General features: G+C 70.2%; 17 protein-coding genes. 7 read left to right on the top strand and 10 right to left on the bottom strand.

Annotation, left to right across the window (positions count from 1 at the left end):
* Positions 1–52: 52 nt before the first annotated feature.
* Positions 53–946, bottom strand: coding sequence for an SDR family oxidoreductase (locus P2P98_RS15295; RefSeq protein WP_275801003.1), 894 nt, complete (start codon positions 944–946; stop codon positions 53–55).
* Positions 947–998: 52 nt separating this feature from the next.
* The gene (locus tag P2P98_RS15290; protein WP_275801002.1) at positions 999–2807 is read right to left on the bottom strand and encodes a glycoside hydrolase family 15 protein; all 1809 of its coding nucleotides are present in this window, start codon (positions 2805–2807) and stop codon (positions 999–1001) included.
* 259 nt (positions 2808–3066) lie between these two features.
* Here P2P98_RS15290 and P2P98_RS15285 point away from each other — a divergent pair, with 259 nt between their 5' ends.
* A complete protein-coding gene (locus P2P98_RS15285; protein ID WP_058594985.1) occupies positions 3067–3627 on the top strand; it encodes a DNA starvation/stationary phase protection protein in 561 nt (186 codons plus the stop codon).
* Between the two features lie 129 nt (positions 3628–3756).
* Here P2P98_RS15285 and P2P98_RS15280 read toward each other — a convergent pair whose 3' ends face one another.
* From P2P98_RS15280 to P2P98_RS15270, 3 genes are all read right to left on the bottom strand, one after another.
* On the bottom strand, positions 3757–4116 hold the full coding sequence (locus P2P98_RS15280; RefSeq protein WP_275801001.1) for a hypothetical protein: 360 nt from the start codon (positions 4114–4116) through the stop codon (positions 3757–3759).
* Positions 4117–4236: 120 nt separating this feature from the next.
* The gene (locus tag P2P98_RS15275) at positions 4237–6768 is read right to left on the bottom strand and encodes a DEAD/DEAH box helicase (protein WP_275801000.1); all 2532 of its coding nucleotides are present in this window, start codon (positions 6766–6768) and stop codon (positions 4237–4239) included.
* Positions 6769–6913: 145 nt separating this feature from the next.
* On the bottom strand, positions 6914–7672 hold the full coding sequence (locus P2P98_RS15270; protein ID WP_275800999.1) for a hypothetical protein: 759 nt from the start codon (positions 7670–7672) through the stop codon (positions 6914–6916).
* A 67-nt stretch (positions 7673–7739) separates the two neighbouring features.
* Here P2P98_RS15270 and P2P98_RS15265 point away from each other — a divergent pair, with 67 nt between their 5' ends.
* Together P2P98_RS15265 and P2P98_RS19235 are read left to right on the top strand one after the other, a co-directional pair.
* Positions 7740–8780, top strand: coding sequence for an LLM class flavin-dependent oxidoreductase (locus P2P98_RS15265; protein ID WP_275800998.1), 1041 nt, complete (start codon positions 7740–7742; stop codon positions 8778–8780).
* A gap of 82 nt (positions 8781–8862) precedes the next feature.
* A complete protein-coding gene (locus tag P2P98_RS19235; protein WP_345799729.1) occupies positions 8863–9762 on the top strand; it encodes a GNAT family N-acetyltransferase in 900 nt (299 codons plus the stop codon).
* 9 nt (positions 9763–9771) lie between these two features.
* On the opposite strand, the gene P2P98_RS15250 is transcribed toward P2P98_RS19235, so the two are convergent.
* The gene (locus P2P98_RS15250) at positions 9772–10164 is read right to left on the bottom strand and encodes a hypothetical protein (protein ID WP_275800997.1); all 393 of its coding nucleotides are present in this window, start codon (positions 10162–10164) and stop codon (positions 9772–9774) included.
* Between the two features lie 84 nt (positions 10165–10248).
* Between P2P98_RS15250 and P2P98_RS15245 the strand changes: the two genes are divergently transcribed.
* Positions 10249–11283: an ECF transporter S component gene (locus P2P98_RS15245; protein WP_275800996.1), complete on the top strand. Its 1035-nt coding sequence runs from the start codon at positions 10249–10251 to the stop codon at positions 11281–11283.
* A gap of 143 nt (positions 11284–11426) precedes the next feature.
* On the top strand, positions 11427–12845 hold the full coding sequence (locus tag P2P98_RS15240; RefSeq protein WP_275800995.1) for a putative Ig domain-containing protein: 1419 nt from the start codon (positions 11427–11429) through the stop codon (positions 12843–12845).
* Positions 12846–13059: 214 nt separating this feature from the next.
* On the opposite strand, the gene P2P98_RS15235 is transcribed toward P2P98_RS15240, so the two are convergent.
* The 4 genes from P2P98_RS15235 to P2P98_RS15220 form a co-directional block, all read right to left on the bottom strand.
* Positions 13060–13623: a ribonuclease H gene (locus P2P98_RS15235; protein ID WP_275800994.1), complete on the bottom strand. Its 564-nt coding sequence runs from the start codon at positions 13621–13623 to the stop codon at positions 13060–13062.
* A gap of 64 nt (positions 13624–13687) precedes the next feature.
* A complete protein-coding gene (gene gnd, locus P2P98_RS15230) occupies positions 13688–14764 on the bottom strand; it encodes a phosphogluconate dehydrogenase (NAD(+)-dependent, decarboxylating) (RefSeq protein WP_275800993.1) in 1077 nt (358 codons plus the stop codon).
* Positions 14765–14870: 106 nt separating this feature from the next.
* A complete protein-coding gene (locus tag P2P98_RS15225) occupies positions 14871–15491 on the bottom strand; it encodes a response regulator transcription factor (RefSeq protein WP_275800992.1) in 621 nt (206 codons plus the stop codon).
* Positions 15488–16654, bottom strand: a complete 1167-nt coding sequence (locus P2P98_RS15220) for a sensor histidine kinase (RefSeq protein WP_275800991.1) — start codon at positions 16652–16654, stop codon at positions 15488–15490. The genes P2P98_RS15225 and P2P98_RS15220 overlap by 4 nt, the downstream gene beginning before the upstream one ends.
* Before the next feature lie 147 nt (positions 16655–16801).
* Here P2P98_RS15220 and P2P98_RS15215 point away from each other — a divergent pair, with 147 nt between their 5' ends.
* Entirely contained in the window at positions 16802–17863 is a 1062-nt protein-coding gene (locus P2P98_RS15215; RefSeq protein ID WP_275800990.1) for an ABC transporter permease, read from the top strand.
* Positions 17860–18576 (top strand): ABC transporter ATP-binding protein, encoded by a 717-nt coding sequence (locus P2P98_RS15210; protein ID WP_275800988.1) that lies wholly within the window; start codon positions 17860–17862, stop codon positions 18574–18576. Before P2P98_RS15215 ends, P2P98_RS15210 begins: the two co-directional genes overlap by 4 nt.
* Positions 18577–18710: the final 134 nt, after the last annotated feature.

Raw genomic sequence — 18710 nt, 5'->3', positions numbered from 1 at the left:
CGCGGAAGGGCCGCCGCCCGCACCCGGACGACGGCCCCTCTTGGCGAAATGCTTACGGCGTCGGCATGCCGCCGTTGACGTTGAGCGTCTCGCCGATCACGTAGCTCGACTCCGCCGAGGCGAGGTACACGTACGCGGGCGCGAGCTCGGCCGGCTGGCCCATGCGTCCGAGCGGCGTCTCCTCACCGAACTCGTCGACTTTCTCGTTCGGCTGGCCGTCGGTCACCTGCAACGGCGTCCAGATGGGTCCCGGCGCCACGGCGTTCACGCGGATGCCCTTCGGGGCGAGCTGCTGGCCGAGCGCCTTCGTGAAGGTGTTGATCGTCGACTTCGTCGAGGCGTAGTCCACCAGGATCGGCGCCGGCGAGTACGCCTGGATCGACGTGGTGTTGATGATCGTCGAACCGGGCTTCAGGTGGGGCACCGCCTCTTTGCAGATCCAGAACATCGCGTACACGTTGGTCTTGAAGGTGTCGTCGAACTGCTCATCCGAGAGGGTCGTGACGTCTTCGTTGAAGATCTGCTTGCCGCCGTTGTTGACGACGATGTCGAGACCGCCGAGCCCCTCGACCGCTTCCTTCACGAGCGTGCGGGCGTACTCCCGCTCGCGCAGGTCGCCGGGGATCTGCACGACGGTCGCTCCGGCCTCACGCAGGATGCCGGCGATGCGGTCGGCATCCACCTGCTCCTCGGGCAGGTACGACATCGCCACCGAAGCGCCCTCGCGGGCGAAGGCGATCGCGGTGGCCGCGCCGATGCCCGAGTCGGCACCGGTGATGAGGGCCTTCCGACCCTTCAGGCGATCGCTGCCGACGTAGGTGTCCTCGCCGAGAGCGGCCTTCGGGATCAGCTCGGCATCGAGCCCGGGCTCGGGCTGATCCTGCGCCTGCGGCTCGATGTCGGCGTAGAGCTTCGTGGGGTCGGTGAAGGTGTACTGCGTGCTCATGACACGTCCTTTCGGTGGGGGATGGATGCCGGGTGTCACGTACCCGGCCGGTTCAACGGCCGCCGAGTTCCTCGGCATCCACGACATCGCGGATGACGAGAGCGGCATTGATGAGGGCGAGGTGGCTCAGGGCCTGCGGGAGGTTGCCCCAGAACGCCCCGTCGGACTCGGCGATCATCTCGGAGTAGACGCCGACGTCGTTCGCCTGCGCGACGAGGGCGTCCATCGCCTCGATCGCCTCGTCGTGCCGGCCGACACAGGCGAGAGCGGTGGCCCGCCAGAAGGCACAGGCGACGAACGTCTGCTCCTCCTGGTCCATGCCCGTATAGCGGTAGACGAGGTGATTCTCGGTGCCGAGGCGTTCGGTGAGGGCGTCCAGGGTCTTCGACATCCGCTCGCCGCGGTCGAAACCCGTGGGAGCGTGCAAGAGGACCGAGGCGTCGAGGTCTTCGGTCCCGGGCGCCATCGTGTACGCCTCGAGCTTCTCCGACCAGCAGTGCTCCTCGACCCAGGTGTGGATGCGGTCGCGCTCGGCGCGCCAGCGGTCGCCGTTGTCGGGGATGTGCCCGCCCTGGGCGAGCCATTGCGCGTCGTCGAGGGCTTTCCAGCACCCCATCTTCGACGAGGTGTAATGGCGCAGCTCCGGGAGCTCCCACATGCCCGAGTCCTCGCGCCGCCAGAGATCGCACGTGCGGTCGGCGACGTCGGCGAGGAGGCGGCCGGTCTGGATGTCGAGGCGGTTGCCGGCCTCGACGTAGGTGCGGCACAGGGCGATGAGGTCGCCGTACACGCCGAGCTGCAATTGGCCCTGTGCGGGGTTCCCGGTCACGACGGGCTGATTGCCGTTCCAGCCCGGGACCTCGTGCTTCTCGAGCCCGATCTCGGCGTCCCCGTCCAGGGTGTACATGACCTGCACCTCGGGACCGTTCTTGCGGATCGTGCGCAGCAACCACGAGATCGCCGCGTGCGTCTCCTCGCGGAGGCCGAAACCCACCCACGCGTGCGCGGTGTAGGCCAGGTCGCGGACCCAGGCGTAGCGGTAATCCCAGTTCTTCCCGCCCCGCGGGTTCTCCGGGAGCGACGTCGTCGCCGCGGCCGCGATCGCCCCGGTCGGGCTGAACAGCAGGAGTTTCAGCGCGAGGGCACTGCGCTGCACGTCCTCGGCCCACGGCCCGTCGTACGCGAACTCGTCGGACCACATCGTCCACCCGTCCACGGTGCGGTCAATGCCCCGATCGACGTTCTGCGCGTCCGGGATCCGCAGCGGCTCCCCCTCGGTCGCCGCGACGACGAGGAGATGGCGCGACCCCTTCGACGTCGTGAACCCGCCCTCGATGCTCTCGTTCCCGGCATCCGGTTCACCTCGCATGCCATGCTCGTGGCCGACCACGGCGAGCGACACGTGGCCAACGCGCATCACGGTGAAGCCGTCGATCCGCTCGGTCCAGGGCGCGGCCGAGCGCAGCATGGTGCCGGGCTGCACGCACCAGGCGAACTCGACCTCGCCCTTCACGCCTTCCACACGGCGGGCGAGCTCGGCCCAGGGCAGACGGCCCGCGATGCCGGTCACCATGGCGTCCGTCAGTGTCGCGACGCCGCTCTCGGTCGTGAACGTGGTTTCGAGCACGTTGGTGCGCGGGATGTAGCGGCGGGTCACCTCGTACTCCCCCACGGGAGCGAGTTCGATGCACCCGCCGGCCGACTCGTCCACGAGCCGCGCGAAGACCGGGCGCGAGTGGATGTTCGGCAGCGGCAGCCAGTCGATCGATCCGTCACGGCCGATCAGCGCGACCGTTCGCCCGTCGCCGATCCCGGCGTAGTCGCGGAGCGGCCGGGAAGGTGGAGGCGGGGTCGAGGGCACGTCCCCACGCTAAGAACGCTCCTGTCTCGATACGGCGGGGTTGTCGATCTGGCGGGGAGCGGCTACGGGAGCGTCGTATCGACGGCGACGGCGAGATCCTTGACAGCGGCACATGCGCGGTCGCGGTGCCCTCGACCACGAGCGCGACGATCCGAAACGTCCGCTTCCGATTACCGCGACACTCGGCGAGGCACAACCCCCGCCCTCCGCTCGGTCGGCACCTCTAACGTCGCTGACACCGCGAGTGAAAGGAACGTGCATGTCCACGACCACCAAGGACACCCCGACCAAGAACCGCCGCCGCCCCGCGCGCGGTGGCAGCGGCCCCGAAACGACCGACGAGCAGAACGCCGAGAAGGGCTTCCAGGCGTCGGAGAAACTTACCGACAGCCTCCAGGCCGTGCTGGTCGATCTGATCGAGCTCTCGATCCAGGGCAAGCAGGCCCACTGGAACGTCGTCGGCAAGAACTTCCGCGACACTCACCTGCAGCTCGACGAGATCATCGACGCGGCCCGCGAGTTCAGCGACGAGGTCGCCGAGCGTATGCGTGCCCTGCACGCGCTGCCCGACGGCCGCAGCGACACGATCGCCGAGACGACGACCCTGCCCGAGTTCCCGCAGGGAGAGGTCGACACGTCCGAGGTCATCGACCTCATCACCGAACGCCTCGATGCGACCGTCGGAACGGTCCGCGAGGTCCACGACGACGTCGACGACGAAGACCCCACCAGCGCCGACATCCTGCACGGGGTCCTCGAGCGTCTCGAGCAGCTCTCGTGGATGGTCAGCGCAGAGAACCGCGTCGCCCGCAAGTCGTAAACACGCACGAAGACACCGGATGCCGGGGCCTCAGGGCCTCGGCATCCGTCGGTCCATACGGGTTCCGCCGGCTTCGACAGGCTCAGGCATCTCGGACGAGCGGGGTCGATACCAGAGCCGCTCGAACAGTCAGCCCCGAGCGATCATGAACGGAGGGTGGGGACCCTCCAGCCGCGCGAGAGCGAGTTTGACCTCGCCGAGAGAGTGCCCGACCGCGGAGAAACGCTCATCAGTGCGAGCCTCCAGGCGTGCGAGACCGAGCTTGACCTCTACCAGCGAGTCCCCGACCGTGGCGAAGCGTCCATCCGTGTGAGCCTCAAGCCGTTCGAAGCGCGCGTCCATCCGATCGAAACGCTCGTCCACGCGAGCAAAACGGGCGTCGGTGCGCTGCTCCACCCGGGTCAGCATCCATTTCGTGCCTCCGAGAATGGCCGCCGAGCCCGACAGAACGAGACCTATCGCGGTCGAGATGAGCGGAAGAGTCTCCACGAGCGGCTCCTTCTTTCTTTCACCGGGATGGCACGACTCTAGGCGACCGATGCTTCGGCCGGGCCCGGGAGGGCGCCATCCCGGGAAGGAATTCACCCCATACCCCCTGGGGAGGAACGGTCAGAGCCGCAGCACCTCGGTGACCCGCACGATCGCGGTCCCCTCCTCCTCGGAGGCGGCGAGGTCGACCTCGGCACGGATGCGCCAGTCGTGGTCGCCCGCGGGGTCGTCGATCGTCTGCTCGACGCGCCAGATGCCCTCGGCGGCGGCCGACTCGTCGATGTCGACGTACGCCGACGAACGCGCGGCACCGCCCGTGCCGATCGCGTCGTGCTCGTCAAAGTAGCGGTCGAGCACGCCGGGCCAGTCGACGTCGGGGTCGAGCTCGACGAGCTCCTCGTCCTTCTGCAGGGCAGCGAGCTGCACGCGCCGGAACATCTCGTTACGCACGAGCACGACGAACGCGCGGCGGTTCGTGAGGATCGACGGCGGCGCGGGCGGCACCACCGGGGCGGACGGGTCGTCGGCAGGATTGATGAGCTGCTCCCACTCGTCGACGAGGCTCGAGTCGACCTGGCGCACCAGTTCTCCGAGCCAGGCGATCAGGTCGAGCAGGTCGGGCGTCTGCGCATCCACCGGCACGGTCTGGCGGATCGCCCGGTACGCGTCGCTGAGGTACCGCAGCACCAACCCCTCGCTCCGGGCGAGCTGATACAGCGACACGTACTCGCCGAACGAGCACGCCCGCTCGAACATGTCGCGCACGACCGACTTGGGCGACAGTTCGAAGTCGCGGATCCAGGGCTGGCTGGAGGCGAAGACCTCGTACGCCTGCGCGAGCAGCTCGTCCAGCGGCTTCGGCCAGGTGATCTCCTCGAGCAACTCCATGCGCTCGTCGTACTCGATGCCCTCACGCTTCATCGCCGCGACCGCCTCGCCGCGCGCGCGGAACTGCTGTTGCGACAAGATCGGGCGCGGATCGTCGAGCGTCGCCTCGATGACGCTGACGACGTCGAGCGCGTAGTGGCCGGTTCCGACCGATGACGCCGGGGGCGTGGCATCCGGGCCCCTGCCCAGCTCGACCTCCGGGTCGAGCATCTCGATCGCGGCGAGCGCGAACGGCGACAGCGGCTGGTTGAGCGCGAAGTTCGGCTGCAGATCGACGGTGAGCCGGATGCCGTCGGCCCCCGCCTCGACCACGCCCGCCTGCACCAGGGTGCGGAAGATCGCGAGCGCTCGGCGCGCGAGCTCGTACTGGCGCGGGCGCGGCTCGTGGTTGTCGAACACCAGCGAGCGGACGTTACCGAAAACGTCGCCGCCGCGCGCGATGACGTTGATCAACATGGCGGCGGTGAGCTTCATCTGCGGCACGAGCGGCTCGGGCTCGGCCGCGACGAGGCGGTCGTAGCTCTGCTCCGTCCAGTTGACGAAGCCCTGCGGCGCCTTCTTGCGCACGATCTTCTTCTGCTTCTTGAGGTCGTCGCCGGCCTTGAGGATTTGAGCGGCGTTCTCGATCTCGTGATCGGGCGCCATGACGACGACCGTGCCGGCGGTGTCGTAGCCCGCACGCCCCGCCCGTCCGGCGATCTGATGGAACTCGCGCGCCGAGAGCTGACGCATGCGCGTGCCGTCGTACTTCGTCAGCGCGGTCATGAGCACGGTGCGGATCGGCACGTTGATGCCGACGCCCAGGGTGTCGGTGCCGCAGATCACGCGCAGCAGGCCGCGCTGCGCGAGCGTCTCGACGAGGCGGCGGTAGCGCGGCAGCATACCGGCGTGGTGCACGCCGATGCCGGCGCGCACGTAGCGCGACAGCGTCTTGCCGAAGCCGGTCGTGAAGCGGAAGCCGCCGATCGCCTCGGCGATCTCGTCGCGCTGCTCGCGGCCGATGATGCGGATCGACGACAGCGCCTGCGCTCGCTCCATCGCCGCCGCCTGGGAGAAGTGGACGACGTATATCGGCGCCTGCTTGGTGTCGAGCAGTTCCTGGACCGTCTCGTGGACGGGCGTGCGGGCGTACTCGAAGTGCAGCGGCACAGGGCGCTCGACACCGGTGACCCGCGCGGTGGGCCGGTCCGTGCGGCGCGAGAGGTCGTCGGCGATGTCCTCGACGTCGCCGAGCGTCGCCGACATGAGGATGAACTGCGCGCGGTTCAGCAACAGCAGCGGCACCTGCCACGCCCAGCCCCGGTCGGCTTCGCCGTAGTAGTGGAACTCGTCCATGACGACCTGGTCCACGTCCGCGTCGGCCCCCTGGCGCAGGGCGAGGTTCGCGAGGATCTCCGCCGTGCAGCAGATGATCGGTGCATCGGCGTTGACCGAGGAGTCGCCGGTGACCATCCCGACGTTCTCGGCGCCGAAGATGTCGACGAGCGCGAAGAACTTCTCGCTCACGAGCGCCTTGATCGGGGCCGTGTAGTAGCTGCGGCCGCCCCGGGCGAGGGAGGCCGCGTGCGCGGCGACCGCGACGAGTGACTTCCCCGTCCCCGTCGGTGTCGACAGAATCACGTTCGCGCCCGAGACGATCTCGATGATCGCCTCGTCCTGCGCGGGGTAGAGCGTCAGCCCGCGCGAGGCCGCCCACTCGACGAAGCCGAGGTACACGGCATCCGGATCGCTGCCGGCGGGCACGTGCTCGAGGAGGGGGGTCACTGTTCCACCCTCTCATCCGCCGGGGTCTCGCCCGATGGGGGCGTGGCTCATCTGCATGATCCGAGGGGCGGGAGTGCTCTCGCGGAGGTCCGGGCGCCCCACCCGCCCCACCGGTCATGCAGATGGACCGCCACCGCTCCTCGACTCAACCGTCGGCGCTGAAGACCCCGACGTCGCCGTCGTCGAGCACGAACTGCATCGCCGTGCCCACGGGATAGCGGGCGCGGAACGGCTCGGGGAACGACGACGTCACGATGAACTCGACGCTGGCCGGAAAGGGACCGGCTCCGCATCCACCGAAACGGGTCCCCCGAGGCGCGGAGCGCGGGGAGTCCGCGTCGCGCACCTCGGTGGTGTTGAGCGCGATGAGGCACTCCGCCTGGTTGCCCTCGGAGTCGATCTGCGCAACGCCCGAGAACACGGTCAGCCCGTAGTAGTCGGCGAATCCCCGGGTCTGCTCGGGATCGAGTCCGAGGTATCCCGCCGATCCGAGTTCCGCGTCGGGATCGGCCGTGAGGGTGTCCGTCTGCGCGATCCCCGAGGTGCGATCCACGGCCGTGAAGCTCACCCCGGCGGCGGTGGCCGCGCTCGTGAGGGCCACGATCCCCGCCACCGCCAGCGCCGCAACCCACACCCGACGACGCGAACGGAGGATCGGGCGCCGCGGCGTGGGCTCCGTCTCCTCCGGCTCCGTCTCCTCCGGTTCCGGGTCGGCCCGGGGCACGTCGGCGACGCCGTCAGGATCCGCCTCGGTCTCGGCCTCGAGCGGGGCAGTGCGCATCCGCTCGAGGTCTTCGAGTTCACGCAGACGCGCGACGGCAGCGGGGTCGCCCCCGATGTCGGCGTTCGGACCGTACGCCCGCGCGCGAAGACGCTCGAGCTCGCTGCCGTGATCCGCGTCCATCCTGTGCATCGTGTCACGGCAAGTTCATGCGTGGGAATAGATTGACGGATGCCGCGTTGCACCGTACATGCGCTCCTTCGGCACACTCTCCTTCGGCCACTACGGCCCCCTCGGCGGCGGTCGCCAGCTCACCGCCGGCGACTCGATGCTCCAGGCGATCGACCTCGCCCAGGGCATGGATGACCTCGGGGTCAACGGCGTTTCGTTCCGCGTGCACCACTTCGCGCGCCAGCAGGCGGCCCCCATGCCCCTGCTCGCGGCGATCGCGGCCCGCACCTCGCGCATCGAGGTCGGCACCGGCGTCATCGACATGCGCTACGAGAACCCGCTCATGCTCGCCGAGGAGGCGGCATCCGTCGACCTGATCAGCGGCAACCGCCTCGCCCTCGGTGTGAGCCGTGGGTCACCCGAGACGGTCGTGCGCGGATACGAGGCGTTCGGGTACACGGGTTCGCAGGACCCGCGCGGCGGCGACATCGCTCGCGAGCACTTCGACCTGTTCCTGCGCGCGATCGACGGCGAGGGTCTCGCGGAGCGCGACCCGATGAGCCCGTTCGGCGGTGGCACCGGTCTGCAGCGCATCGAGCCGCACTCCCCCGGACTCCGGAAGCGCATCTGGTGGGGCGCCGGCACGACGGCGACCGCCGAGTGGGCGGGCCGCGTCGGCGTCAACCTCATGTCGTCGACGCTCCTCACCGAGGCGGACGGCACGCCGTTCGACCTCCTGCAAGCGCAGCAACTCGACGCGTTCCGCGCCGCGTGGCGCGAGGCCGGGCACGAGGGCGAGCCGCGCACCTCGGTCAGCCGCAGCATCTTCCCGATCGTCACCGCCGAAGACGAGATGTACTTCGGCGGCTCGGCCGGCAGCGACCAGATCGGCGTGATCGACGGCATGCGCTCGACCTTCGGCAAGACCTACGCCGCGACCCCCGACGTGCTCGTCGAGCAGCTGCAGAACGACGCCGCCGTGATGAGCGCCGACACCCTGATGCTCACGATCCCGTCGCAGATGGGCGTCGAGTTCAATCTCCGACTCGTCGAGAACTTCGCGCGCCACGTCGCCCCGGCCCTCGGCTGGATCCCGACCACCACGTCGGTCACCGCCTGATCGATCCCCCGAGGGCCCGGATGCCACCCGCTCGGCATCCGGGCCCTCGGCATCGGTGCCCCGGGTGTCTACGGTGGGGGGCATGCCCCTGTCGCTCACCCCGATGGATCCGTCGCGGCGTGACCGCGCGGAGCTCATCGCTTTCCTCACGACGAACGTCTTCCCCTTCCACGTGCGATCGCGTCTCACGGCCGCAGACGTGGAACGGGCGATCGAGGACGGAGCGTGGCACGGCGACGACACCGAGGCCTACTGGCTCGACGGCGACCGCGGCCGCGTCGGGCTCATCCGGCTCGACGACCTCGGGGACGCCACGGCGATGATCGACCTCCGCCTCGCCGAGGTCTGGCGCGGGCACGGCTTCGGAACGACGGCCCTCGCGCTGGCGCGTGATCGCGTGTTCTCGACCCGAGTGAATGTCCTCCGGCTCGAGGGCCAGACGCGCGAGGACAACCTCGCGATGCGCCGCGCGTTCGAGCGCGGAGGGTGGGTGTGCGAGGCGTACTACCGCGACGGGTGGCCGGTCGAGGGCGCTGAGCCCGTGGCATCCGTCGCCTACAGCGTCCTGCGCCGCGACCGCGTCTCCGGGAGCACGAGCCCCGTACCGGATACCCTCACACGGTTCCGAGTCCAAGACACCGACGCGCTGGTCGCGGCAGCCTGGGCCGCCGAGGAACGCCTGCTCGACCCGGCCGTCCGCCGCGTCCCTGCCGAAGTCGACCGACTGCTCGACGACGCCTTCGTCGAGGTCGGCCAGTCCGGACGCCGATGGACCAAGGGAGCGATCATCGCTGCACTGCGCGACGATCCGGGCGAGGCGCCGGGGACGATGACGGAACGTGCGGCCCGGACCGTCGCGTCCGACACCGTGCTGCTCGAGTACGTGCTGCGCTTCGACGGTCGCGTGAGCCGCCGGTCGTCACTGTGGACCGTCTCGCCCGACCCGCGGTGCCTCTTCCATCAGGGCACGACCGAGGCATAGCGAGACGGCTCAGAGGGCCGTCGTTCCCCGCGACCGCGCGATCGTCTGCGACACGAGGTACTCGCCCCACGCCACGATGTACGCGCCGAGCGCAGCCCAGACCCACCCGTTCGGCAGGACGCCCAGCGCCCCGAGGACACCCGCGACCGTCAGCGCCACCACGACGACGAGCACCGGCACCAGGGCACGGGATGCCACCGCCCCGGCCGGTGTGCGCAACACCACCAGCAGCGCGCCGGCGGTGGCGATCAGGAGGATGAGCGGTGTCCACCACGAACCGAGGGTGCTCATGGTGGCGGAGGCACCGAGGCCCGCGATGACGAGGGACGCGGTGCGAAGGGCACGGATACGGGACTCGGGAATGAGGGGCTCCTTTTCGAGCGCGACGCGGAGCGTCGACATCACAGGGAAGACTCCAGCGTAACGAGGACGGATCGCGCGGATAGGGTGATCAGCGCACCACCGTGATCGACAGAAGGGGCTGCCGTGGTCCTCTCCGCCTCACCGCAGGATCAACCCGATTCCCTGGACCGCATCGCGCGCGACCTCGTGGCCTTCAAAGACGCCCGCGGCCCCCTCTCGTACGGTGAACTGGCGCGTCGCGTGGGTGAGCTCCGGATCGCACGCGGAGTTCCCGCCGCATCCGCGTACCCGGCACGCACGACCGTCTACGACGTCTTCCGCCCGGGACGATCGCGCATGGATCCGGTTCTCGTGCACGACATCGTCCGCGCCCTCGGCGCGAACGACGCGGAGGCCGAGACATGGGTCGAGCGCTACCACCGCGTGCGCCGCCTCACCGAACCCGCCGCTCGTCAACGGCCCACCCCGGCCGTCGACGCTCCGGCACCGGTCGAGCGACCCCGTCTGCTCCCCGCGGCCCCCACCCGTCGCCGCTTCGCGCCCCTGACGCTCGTCGGGTGCCTCCTGCTGAACGTCGTGGGGCTCGTCGTGGTGCAGCAGCTCCATCTGCCCCTCTACCTCGACATGGTCGGCACCGCCGTCGCGGCGATCGTGTTCGGGCCCTGGTACGGCGTGGCCATGGGTCTGCTGACGAACCTGTGCGGGGTCGCCGTCGGGATTACCGGGGCCGCACCCTTCGCGCTCGTGAACGCGGTCGGCGCGCTCGTCTGGGGGTACGGGGTCCGCCGCTTCGGGATGGGCGGCGACATCGTGCGGTACTTCCAGCTGAACCTGCTGGTGGCCCTCGCGTGCTCGCTGGTCGGAGCACCCCTCAACGTGCTGCTCTTCGCCGGTTTCTCCGGACACGGATCGGACACCGTCACGCTGTCGCTCGAGACCATGGGGCTGCCGATGGTCGCCGCGGCCTTCTCGACGAACCTCCTCACCTCGGTGATCGACAAACTCCTCACCGGGTTCATCGCGCTGATCGTCTTCGTTTGGCTCCGCGGCGCGACCGGGGTCCCGACGACGCACATACCCCTGATCGATCATCTGCGTGCACCCCTCGCTCCGCGGTGGGTGCTCGATCCGGGTCGGCGGCGACTCACGCTGGTCTGACCGCGCTCGACCGAGAGAAGCCCCTGAAAAGCCGACGATTCGGTCTCGCGGGGCACGCCGTTCATCCGCGCGTCCTACGCTGATCCGGCGGGAGAGCACGAGTTCTTCTCGGTCGACGAAGCCATCGCATCGGGAGGGGTTTGATGGAGCTGTCACGGCGGAGCATGATCGTCGGCGCCCTGGGCGCCCTCGGTCTCGGCGTCGGAAGCGTCGCCGCCGCAACCGTGATGACCCACGGCGCCCCCGAGAAGCCCATGTCCGCGCCGAGCGCGCGAGCGAGCTCTGCCACCCCGACGCCGCGCTCCAGCCCCTCACCCACCGACGGCCCCGAAGACCTTCGCCTCTCCGCGTGGGACAGCGTCGTCCGCCGGATCTCGGATGCCGCCGACGCCACGCTCACGCTCACGTCGGGGACCCTGCCCGCGGGCGTGAGCATCGCCGCCGGCAGCCTCGTCGGGCGCCCGACCGAGGAGGGCGCCTACCGCTTCTCCCTCGAGGTCGCCGCGGGCAAGAAGCGGTCGACCCGCACCTTCGCGGGAAAGGTCGCGCCCCTCAAGCGCGACCTGAGCATCTCGCTGAGCCTCGACCAGCGCACGCCGATGTCGGTCACGGCGAAAGAACTGGATCGGATCGCCCGCCTCGGGGCGAACGCGACGCTCGTCATTTATTGCTTCATCTCCGATCCGACCTCCACGACCTTCACCCGCGTCTCGGACGATCGGATCGACAAGGTCTTCCAGCAGGCGCGCGAACGCGGCGTCCGCGTCACGCTCGTGAAGCCGCACATCGTCACGAACGACCAGGGCGACGGGTTCTACCGCGGCAACTACACCCCGGCCTCGCTCGATGCGTTCTTCGCGAACTGGGAGGACCAGCTTCTCTTCTTCGCCGACCTCTGCGCCCGCAACGACGTCGAATACCTCTCACTCGCGTGCGAGCAGCCGCATCAGACGGATGCCGCCACCTACGACCGCTGGGTGCCGCTGATCCAGAAGCTCCGCGATGCGGAGCCGGCGCTCAAACTCACCGCGGCGTTCACGACGCTCGAGCTCTTCCTGCTGTACACCTTCTGGATCCCGCAGTCGACGCCGCACATGGCCCGGCTGCTCGACGTGTTCGGCATCAATTCGTGGGTCGTTCTCACCGATAAGGTCTACACGCCGGATACGCCGAACATCACTGTCGACGAGCTCGCCGCGGGATGGCGGGGCGGCGGGGGGAAGACCGACGACCACCTCGGCAAGCTCGAGACCGTCTGCGACGCCCTGCGCATCCCGTTCCTGATCACGGAGGTCGGCGTGCAACCCCGCGTCGACGGTCTCGCCAAGCAGGACAACAGCTCTCCGCCCACGGGCGTCGAGAACTTCGACGTCCAGGGGCTGCTGTACCAGTCGGTCCTGCAAGCACCGCTGCAGTCGCGCTGGTGCACGGGCGTCTCGATCTGGCACATGCGCGCGCCGTTCGCGTTCGGGAGCCTCAAGGGCACGCGCCTCTACCCGGGCGAGAACGTCCTGAAGAGCGCGTTGCTGCGCACCCCCGCGCTCGCGAGCAAGGACTTCTGAGCGAGTCGGCCGGGTCAGCCCCGATCCGCAGCCGCGTCGGGACGCCGCATAAACGCGATCCGCTCACATAAACGCGCTGCGCACGTGTTTATGGGCGCGGAGAGCGTTTATGGTCGCGCCTCGACGCGGCGGAGAGCGTTTATGGCCGCGCCTCGGCGCGGCGAACGCCGCCCGCGGGACGCCGCCCCGGGATCGCCGCCCGCCGAACCGCGCCTCAGCGCCCGTTGCGGTCGGCCGCGGAACGCGGTGGCGCCGAAGCGACGTCCAGCCGCTCGAGACCGCGCAACGACGTCCAGATCAGTTCCTCGCCTTTCGCAGCGTGCTGCGATGCGCGCACGGCCCGCTCGTCGGCCCACGAGTTCAGCACGTGACCGCTGTGCCCGCGGACGTGTTCCAGCACGACGTCCGGAAGACCGGCCGCGCGTCGGGCGTCACGGGCGGCGATCAGCGCCTCGAGGATGCCGCGATTCGCGACCGGCTTCTTCGCGCTCGTGACCCAGCCCCGACGACGGTGGCCGTCCATCCACGACGAGTACGTGTCGATCGCGTACTTCGAATCCGCCTGCACGACCAGCTCCCGCACGTCGGCGTGATCGGTGATCGCGTGGAGGAGCCCGAGAAGCTCGCCGATGTTGTTCGTTCCCTCGGGGATCGAGCCCGCCGCCCAGTGGCCGTCTTCCCCGACCCATGCCCAACCGGCCGGACCCGGGTTGCCCTTGCAGGCACCGTCTGTGGCGACGACGTAGCGGTCAGAGGGGGGAGGGGCAGACGTGCTCATCCCTCCAGTCTCGCTGCTTTCCGGTGCCCGCCGCACACACGGCACGGCGGGCACCGTCCGAGGGTCAGCTCTTGCCGCTGTCAGCCTTCTTCGACCCGGCCTCGAGAACGTCGCCGGCGGGAAGCTCCTGGTGTCCGCCGAACTGCAGGCGCATGGCCGACAGCACCTGGTTGGCGAAGTGATCTTCCCCGCGCGAGGCGAAACGCTCGAACAGCGAGGCGGCGAGCACGGGGACCGGAACGCCGGTGTCGACCGCCGCCTTGACGGTCCAGCGGCCCTCTCCCGAGTCCGAGACACGGCCGGCGAGACCGTCGAGAGTGGGGTTCTGCTCAAGGGCGGCGGCGGTGAGGTCGAGCAGCCACGACGAGATGACCGAGCCGCGGCGCCACAGTTCGGTCACGCGCGCGGTGTCGATGTCGAACTGGTAGAACTCCGGCTCCTCCAGCGGCGCGACCTCGGCGGAGTGCTCGCCCTGGTGCAGACCCGCGTCGGCGTTGTTGAGCACGTTGAGTCCCTCGGCGAGCGCGGCCATGATGCCGTACTCGATACCGTTGTGGACCATCTTCACGAAGTGCCCCGCACCCGACGGACCGCAGTGCAGGTAGCCGCGCTCCTCGGTGGCGTACTCGCCCGTACGCCCCGGGGTGCGCTCGACGTCGCCGGGGCCGGGGGCGATCGTGCGCAGTACCGGCTCGAGGTGCGCGACGGCCTCGTCGTGGCCGCCGACCATGAGGCAGTAGCCGCGCTCGAGACCGAAGACGCCGCCGCTCGTGCCCACATCGACGTAGTGGATGCCGGACTCGTTGAGCTTGGCCGCGCGACGCACGTCGTCGCGATAGTTCGAGTTCCCGCCGTCGATGATGATGTCGCCGGGCTCGAACACCTCCGCGACCTGATCCACGACGGTGCCCGTCAAGCCCGCGGGGATCATCAGCCACACGGCGCGCGGCTTGGTCAGCTTCGAGGCGAGGTCGGCGATGCTGGTCGCGCCGGTCGCGCCTTCGGCGACGAGGGCGGCCACGGCATCCTGATTCACGTCGAAGACGACGCAGTCGTGACCGTCCTTCATGAGCCTTCGGACGATGTTGGCGCCCATTCGTCCGAGACCGACCATGGCGAGTTGCATTGGATCCCCGTTCATCGTGGATGGTTCATCGTGCAGGGGCGCGTCAGACGGCCCCTCTCGCGAGTCTAGGAGCGCGAGCCCGCGTCGAGGTCCGCCTTGCGGGGCGGGGCGGAGGCGGTTCTCATCTCAGGATGCCGAGCGAGCGGGCCGACGACACGGCAGCCGTGCGCGAGGTGACGCCGAGCTTCGAGAACACGTGCGCGAGATGCGACTTCACGGTGGCGTCGGTGATGTGCAGGCGGGCCGCGACCTCGGCGTTCGCGGCGCCGCGCGCCACGAGCCGCAGCACCTCGATCTCGCGCGCCGAGAGGCTGATACGGGGCTCGCGCAGGCGCGCCATGAGGCGGCCCGCGATCGCGGGGGCGAGGGCGCTGTGTCCGGCTGCGGCGGCGCGGACGCCGGCGAGCAGTTCGTGCGGCGGCGCGTCCTTGAGGAGGTAGCCGCTCGCGCCGGCCTCGACGGCACCGAGAATGTCCCCGTCGGTGTCGTAGTTGGTGAGGATCAGGACGTACGGGGGCGCGGCCAGCGCGCGGACGCGTCGGGTCGCCTCGGCCCCGGCGGCGCGGTCGCCGAACTGCAGGTCCATCAGGACGAGCTCGGGCGAGAGGCGGCCGGCGAGGTCGACCGCTTCGTCGGGCGTCGCCGCCTCCCCGACCACGTCGATGTCGGGCTCGGCGTCCAGCAGCGCACGGACCCCCGCGCGGACGACGGGGTGATCGTCGGCGATCACGACGCGGATCATCGCGTTCCCCCGCCCGGCAGCGTGACGGCGACCGTTGTTCCCCTCGCGGGTGCGCTCGTCACCTCGATCGTGCCGTCGAGCTGGTCGACGCGCTCGCGCATCGCGCGAAGACCGAAGGAGTCGGTTCCCCCGTCCTGCGCCTCGTCCGAGTCAGGGTCGAAGCCGCGACCGTCGTCGGACACCGTCAGACGGACCGCGTCGTCGGAGGTGCTCAGGCTCACGCGCACATGCGTCGCGGCGGCATGCTGAGCGACGTTGGCGAGGGCTCCCTGCGCGATGCGCAGCAGAGCGGTCTGCGCATCCATGGGCAGGACCACCTCGTCGGGGACGTCGACGTCGACCGCGACCCCCGCGTGCTCCCCCCACCCGCGCGCGAGGCGCTCCAGCGCGGGTCCGAGACCGTGCGTGAGGCTGGGCGGCGCGAGCTCGCGGATGAACCGCCGTGTCTCCGCGAGACCGTCGGCGGCGGTCTGTCGCGCGAGACGGATGTGGTCGATGCCGGGGCCGGTGGCATCCGCCCGCTCCGCCGCGTACAGCAGCATCTGGATGCTCGACAGCCCCTGGGCGACCGTGTCGTGGATCTCGCGCGCGAGGCGCCCGCGCTCGGCGAGCGTGCCCTGCTCGCGTTCCGCGGCCGCCAGGCGATCGCGCGTCGCGAGCAGCTCGGCCATCAGCTCTTCGCGCTCGGCGGCGCGACGCTCGAGGGCCGCGTATCCGAGGCCGATCAGCAGGGCGACGCCGGCGCCCACGACGGGGCCGACGACTCCGCCCACGGTGAGGCCGCCGTGCAGCGCGAAAGCGGCGACCGTGAGCGCCGTGGTCGCCACCACCGCGAGCGGTCCGGCCACTCCGGGCAACACGTGCAGGTAGAGGAAGAAGAGGGGGAAGACGAGGTACGCCGCCTCGGGCACCAGCCACACCAGCGCCGCCCACACCACCGTGAGGGCGAGCACCCAGATCACCCCCGCCGCGGAACGTCCCCCGCGCGCGACCCAGGCACCCGCGCCGTAGATCGCGCCGAGCACCACGGCGAGGACGATCGGCGTCACTCCCGCACCCGTCAGCAGGACGCGCACCACGACGAGCGCCAGCAGGCCCGCGAAGAGCGCGTGTAGCCCGATGCGCAGGCCCGCGAACACCGGGGCGAGGGGGCGATGAGACATGTCGCGATCCAGGCTACGGATGCCGCCGCCCCGGCGGATCATCCGAAAGGTGGAACGAGAGTTCGCCCGGGACGGCGATGACCCGGCGGCATCCGGTGCCGAGGGTGGAAGGACGTCGACGAGACCCGTCGACCGAAAGGAGGCGGCGTGTACGTCGCATGGCGCGATCTGCGCTTCGCTCGCGGGCGGTTCGCCCTCATCGGGGCGGTCGTCGCCCTCATCACCCTGCTCGTCGGTTTTCTGTCGGGCCTCACCGGAGGCCTCGCCGCCCAGAACGTCTCGGCGGTGCTCGCGCTGCCCGCCGACCGGCTCGTGCTGCAGCCGGTGGGCGACGCCGCGGCGACGTTCGCCGACTCCTCGATCGATCGGGACACCGTCGACGCGTGGCGTGAGGCCGCGGGTGTCGACGCGGTCGCCCCGGTCGGCATCACGCAGACGCGCGCCGAGGGACCCGGCGCCTCGACCGCGGTGGCCCTGTTCGGCCTCGACGCCGGCACGACGTTCGCCGCTCCCCGCCGCGACGACGAGATCGACCTGTCGACGGGGGCCGCGAAGAACCTCGGCGCTGCGGTCGGAGACGAGGTCACGATCGCGGGATCCTCCTATCGGGTCACGGCGATCGGGGGCGACGACTGGTACAGCCACACGCCGGTGGTCACGCTCACGTCGAACGCGTGGGCAGCCCTCGACCAGCGTCTGGGCGGAACGGGACAGCCGACCGTGCTCGCGGTCTCCGGCTCACCCGCGTGGGACACCGTCGCCGCCGACACCGGCACCACGGCATCCTCTCCCCTGTCGAGCCTCACCGCCCTGTCGACGTTCCGCTCCGAGATCGGCTCGCTCGCGCTCATGATCGCGATGCTCTTCGGCGTCTCGGCGCTCGTCGTCGGCGCGTTCTTCACCGTATGGACCATGCAGCGCTCCGGCGACATCGCGGTGCTCAAGGCCCTCGGGGCGAGCACCCCCGCTCTCGTCCGCGACGCTCTCGGTCAGGCGCTGGTGGTGCTCGCGGTCGGGGTGGGGGTCGGCATCGGCCTCACGGCGCTGCTCGGCGCGCTGGCCGGCGGCGCGCTGCCCTTCGTCCTCAGCCCCCTGACGACCCTCGTGCCCGCCGCGATCATGATCGCGCTCGGCGTGCTCGGCGCGGCCGTTTCGCTGCGCACCGTCACCTCGTCCGACCCCCTCACCGCTCTCGGGAGCACTCGATGATCCTTCTCGACGACGTCACCCTCACCTATCCCGACGGAGACGCCCGCCTCACCGCCGTCGACCACGCCACTCTCGAGGCTCGTCCCGGTGTCGTGACCGGCTTGACCGGAGCATCGGGCTCCGGCAAATCGAGCCTGCTCGCGATCGCCGCGACCCTCGTCCGACCCGACGCGGGCCGCGTGGTCATCGACGGGACGGATGCCACGCGCCTCAGCCGCGCGGATGCGACCGCTCTTCGCCGCGAGCGCATCGGGATCGTGTTCCAGCAACCGCAGCTCCTTCCCGCGCTGACCGCGCGCGAGCAGCTGTGCGCGATGGCCGAGCTGGGGGGACGCCACCGTCGCACGCGGAGGCCCGCGATCCGTGCGCGAGTGGACGAGTTGCTCGACGCCGTCGGGCTCGCGGAGCACGCGAACAGACGACCGGCGCAGTTGTCGGGCGGACAGCGCCAGCGCGTCGCGATCGCCCGGGCGCTCGTCCACGAGCCGCGCGTGCTCCTCGTCGACGAGCCCACCAGCGCTCTCGACCGCGCCCGCGGGGCGGTCATCATGGCGCTCATCGCCCGACTCACGCACGAACGACAGACGGCGACGCTCCTGGTCACGCACGACCTCGTTCATAGCGATTCCCTCGATGAGACGTTCATCGTGACCGACGGTCGGGTGACGGCGGGCGCGCTCGTCAGCGGAAGCGGCGGGCGAAATGAGCCCTGAGAACGACGTCCGCGGGGCCATGCCTTGTGAGGGTGGGTGTTTCTGACACCACGGAGGACCACATGCCGCTGTCTCGCCCCCTTCTCGCTGTGCCGATCGCCCTCGCCGCGGCCCTCCTCTTCACCGGCTGCACC

The organism is Microbacterium sp. Kw_RZR3, from assembly GCF_029222405.1.
GTDB lineage: Bacteria > Actinomycetota > Actinomycetes > Actinomycetales > Microbacteriaceae > Microbacterium.
This window is presented reverse-complemented; position numbering and strand designations above follow the sequence as displayed.

What these genes read in the sequence shown, in the direction of transcription:
- P2P98_RS15295 (WP_275801003.1), bottom strand. Translation starts at nt 946, where the DNA reads ATGAGCACGCAGTACACCTTCACCGACCCCACGAAGCTCTACGCCGAC.
- P2P98_RS15285 (WP_058594985.1), top strand. Translation starts at nt 3,067, where the DNA reads ATGTCCACGACCACCAAGGACACCCCGACCAAGAACCGCCGCCGCCCC.
- P2P98_RS15270 (WP_275800999.1), bottom strand. Translation starts at nt 7,672, where the DNA reads ATGGACGCGGATCACGGCAGCGAGCTCGAGCGTCTTCGCGCGCGGGCG.
- P2P98_RS15265 (WP_275800998.1), top strand. Translation starts at nt 7,740, where the DNA reads ATGCGCTCCTTCGGCACACTCTCCTTCGGCCACTACGGCCCCCTCGGC.
- P2P98_RS19235 (WP_345799729.1), top strand. Translation starts at nt 8,863, where the DNA reads ATGCCCCTGTCGCTCACCCCGATGGATCCGTCGCGGCGTGACCGCGCG.
- P2P98_RS15250 (WP_275800997.1), bottom strand. Translation starts at nt 10,164, where the DNA reads ATGTCGACGCTCCGCGTCGCGCTCGAAAAGGAGCCCCTCATTCCCGAG.
- P2P98_RS15240 (WP_275800995.1), top strand. Translation starts at nt 11,427, where the DNA reads ATGGAGCTGTCACGGCGGAGCATGATCGTCGGCGCCCTGGGCGCCCTC.
- P2P98_RS15235 (WP_275800994.1), bottom strand. Translation starts at nt 13,623, where the DNA reads ATGAGCACGTCTGCCCCTCCCCCCTCTGACCGCTACGTCGTCGCCACA.
- gnd (WP_275800993.1), bottom strand. Translation starts at nt 14,764, where the DNA reads ATGAACGGGGATCCAATGCAACTCGCCATGGTCGGTCTCGGACGAATG.
- P2P98_RS15225 (WP_275800992.1), bottom strand. Translation starts at nt 15,491, where the DNA reads ATGATCCGCGTCGTGATCGCCGACGATCACCCCGTCGTCCGCGCGGGG.
- P2P98_RS15220 (WP_275800991.1), bottom strand. Translation starts at nt 16,654, where the DNA reads ATGTCTCATCGCCCCCTCGCCCCGGTGTTCGCGGGCCTGCGCATCGGG.
- P2P98_RS15210 (WP_275800988.1), top strand. Translation starts at nt 17,860, where the DNA reads ATGATCCTTCTCGACGACGTCACCCTCACCTATCCCGACGGAGACGCC.